3 protein-coding genes and 1 pseudogene are annotated in these 2790 nt (G+C 52.7%); 1 reads left to right on the forward strand and 3 read right to left on the reverse strand.

The genetic code is table 11. The annotated features are described in order from the left end of the window. Window positions 1-37: 37 nt before the first annotated feature. The 3 genes and pseudogenes from DBR30_RS07700 to DBR30_RS07710 all read right to left on the reverse strand — a co-directional run bounded on the left by DBR30_RS07700 (window position 38) and on the right by DBR30_RS07710 (window position 1866). Window positions 38-325, reverse strand: coding sequence for a type VI secretion system PAAR protein (locus tag DBR30_RS07700; protein ID WP_108588279.1), 288 nt, complete (start codon window positions 323-325; stop codon window positions 38-40). 199 nt (window positions 326-524) lie between these two features. Then, a complete protein-coding gene (hcp1, locus tag DBR30_RS07705; RefSeq protein WP_042019066.1) occupies window positions 525-1043 on the reverse strand; it encodes a type VI secretion system effector Hcp1 in 519 nt (172 codons plus the stop codon). A 244-nt stretch (window positions 1044-1287) separates the two neighbouring features. Further along, window positions 1288-1866 (reverse strand): annotated as a pseudogene (locus tag DBR30_RS07710) (helix-turn-helix transcriptional regulator). A 564-nt stretch (window positions 1867-2430) separates the two neighbouring features. On the opposite strand from DBR30_RS07710, the gene DBR30_RS22800 reads away from it, so the two are divergent. Continuing rightward, on the forward strand, window positions 2431-2790 hold a 360-nt coding region (locus tag DBR30_RS22800; protein ID WP_146181368.1), incomplete at its 3' end, for a TatD family hydrolase.

The following is a 2790-nucleotide window of genomic DNA, read 5'->3' on the forward strand; positions in this document are numbered from 1 at the left end:
AATTGTAATCCTGTGCTTTGCGCCATGACTCTGTTCCTTATCCTGCCTGTCCGCTACCGGAACCAATCACCACGCCACCACAATCCACTGCCGTGCCGGTGACGGCGATGGGTTTGCCATTCACCAGCACAGAACCCACACCACTGGCAATTGCCCGTGAATGTGGCGGGTTGTTGGGCTTGTCGTGGGGCGCCAGTGGGTCGCCCTGACGGGCCACTGGCTTACCATCGAGAAAGACATCAGGACTGGCGGCTATCACCGGGGTCGGTGGAAAGCCATCGTGGTCGGTGCCAATGTCACCGAGCAGTGCAATGGAGGGACACATAATTCAAACCTCTTGTGTGCTTTGCCATCACACCGCACTCGCTATACAAGACACCGGCGTCATACCAGGGGGATGGCAAAACATAAAAGCTCCGGCAGCCAACGGCTGGCCGGAGAACGCACGGGCTGATAGGCCGGTTGCACACCGGCCAAACAGTACAAGATTTACTACAAGGAATACCAAAGTAAGAAAGGGAGGCTTAGGCCTCGATAGGCGCACGCCAGTCGTCAGCACCAGAGGTACCGGCAACGGTGTGTTCCCAGTCAATCTTGCGGTAAGCCAGAGAGACCTGGATAAGCTGGGTGAAGTCAGACTTCGCCGGGTCCTGGCAGTGGGGCATCTGGCAGTCGATGTCAACGATAGTGGCATCGGTCAGCACGGTAGAGAAGAAGTGCTCCTGCTTGCCCTCAACGGAGGTGCGGTACCACTTCAGGGTCACTTTCGGCAGCATTTCGCCGGAAGCCAGGGAGTTGTACATCAGCGGTACGGCTTTGTTCAGCGCCACGGTGAACTTGAACGGCTTGTGGACACGCTGACCGGCTGGCTGACCGGATTGCGGATCAGTCGGTACGGTGACCTGGTGATTGAACTCTTGTACCAGCATCTCGTCTTCGTGACCTTGTACGAAGATGTTGCCGACGGAATCGGAAGTGAAGGCACCAGCGGTGATGTTACCCTGGGTTTTACCTTCGATGCTGATATAACATGGAGTTGGCATGTGTATGCTCCTAAATAGGTTGGTTAAACGAGATAGCACTCGACCAACCTTAAGCAGCGACCACGCCACTTTTTCGAACTGTTATTTATCAGTCACTTACCGGTAATCCATAGCCTCAACCGCACAATTCTGAGCAAGTTTTCGCTCAAGCAGCGCACATATCTCAGTAAATATTGCTCAGGTAGTGATTTAACCTAGCAGGTGGGCAACAAATTGCGCCAGTCAGAACTATTGACCGCCCTCATCAACATTTTCCACCAACGCAGCATCGATATTGAGCCGCACCAGCCCCTGCTTGAGCGCCCAGGATTTTGGCGATATCACTGACTTGCTTCCCCTCGGCAGCCCACCGACAGACCTCCAACTCCCGCAAGCTCAAAGAGCCACGAGGTTGCATGGCTGACGCACACACCCGTGCGACAGCTTCGAAGACATGGCTTGATAGCCAACTCAGAAATGGGATCGCGCTGAGCCATTGATGTTCAGTACGTGGTGTGCGTGTGATGAGAGAGAGCAACCCTACATGGCCATTAGGCCCATGCCAGGGGATGGTGATGCCATCACGTAGTCCAGCTTCTTGGGCTAGCATCATGACCTCCAATCCAGCTGTATCGTGTTAGTCGTAACACTCGGCGATGAGATTGGCCCACAATATCGGCATGCTCTGAGCCATCCCTTTGCGCACTACAGGATCCACAGCAAACAAACCCTTCTCATCATAGGTCTGCACCCACGGGCCAGGACAGCCATTGAAAATCCGTACGTCAGGGCGCTGTATCGAGCTGGGTGAAATGAACCCCAATCGAAAATGGTCAAACCCCATCTGCTGACAGAGTGAGCGGAGTAAGGTCACGATAGACGGCTCATCAGTAGCGGTACCGAACTCGGTTATCAACGTCAGTGCATCGGTGGTATTGAGGAAGTAGAGCGGAGTAATGGTCAATCGTTCGGCTTAAAAGCGAGTAAACGTACTAAATAGTATCAAGAATCAATCAGATAGCACAATATCCCATCAGTTGTTGATAAGGCCTCGCATGAGCGGCGTATCTAACCGACAGTCTTCTCCAAGAGCTCGGCGAGTGTCGCTAGGCAAGCGTTCGATACGAGTAGTCTCAAGCATCGATACTGCGTTGATGTCGGGCGACTAATTGACACCAAGGACGGCAGAGTAGGTCTCGCCACGTGAGGGGGGCGTTGAGGTCCCAGGAACTCGCGAGCTGCTGATGGGGTTGCTGGTGTTCGTCAAGCCAGTAGGGGAAAATCTGCAGCACCCGCAGTAAATACTACTGCCCACCTTTGCTGGGGACTCGTTGCTCATCGAACACCACGATCCCGGATAATCCCCGAACCCTGGCAAAATCGCGTTCTATAGACCAAGACACTCAGCATTCATTCGAGGCAAGCAGTTCCAGATGTATTATCACTACTCAAGGAGTATCCTGACCACGGTATCCCTGTATTACATTGGTTCACCGGATCGATCGCTGAGCTTAACGCTGCAACTTCTCAAGGCTGTTGGTTCAGTATCGGCCCAGCTGCTTTTAATTCTGCAGCAGGAAAAGCATTAGCTAAAAGGCTCCCGAAGGACAAAGTCGTTCCTGAAAGCGACGGTCCTTTTGCTCAGTTAGATGGCCGTTCGGTAATGCCATGGGATTTCGAAATAACAGTCAATCTACTTAGCGATGCTTGGAACATTCCCGCATTAGATGTTCGATCTCAATTGATTAGCAATTCTAAGGTTTTACTT

Origin of the sequence: Aeromonas sp. HMWF017 (assembly GCF_003061465.1) — a bacterium.
In the GTDB taxonomy this organism is placed as follows: Bacteria; Pseudomonadota; Gammaproteobacteria; order Enterobacterales; family Aeromonadaceae; genus Aeromonas; species Aeromonas veronii.

What these genes read in the sequence shown, in the direction of transcription:
- DBR30_RS07700 (WP_108588279.1), bottom strand. Translation starts at nt 325, where the DNA reads ATGTGTCCCTCCATTGCACTGCTCGGTGACATTGGCACCGACCACGAT.
- hcp1 (WP_042019066.1), bottom strand. Translation starts at nt 1,043, where the DNA reads ATGCCAACTCCATGTTATATCAGCATCGAAGGTAAAACCCAGGGTAAC.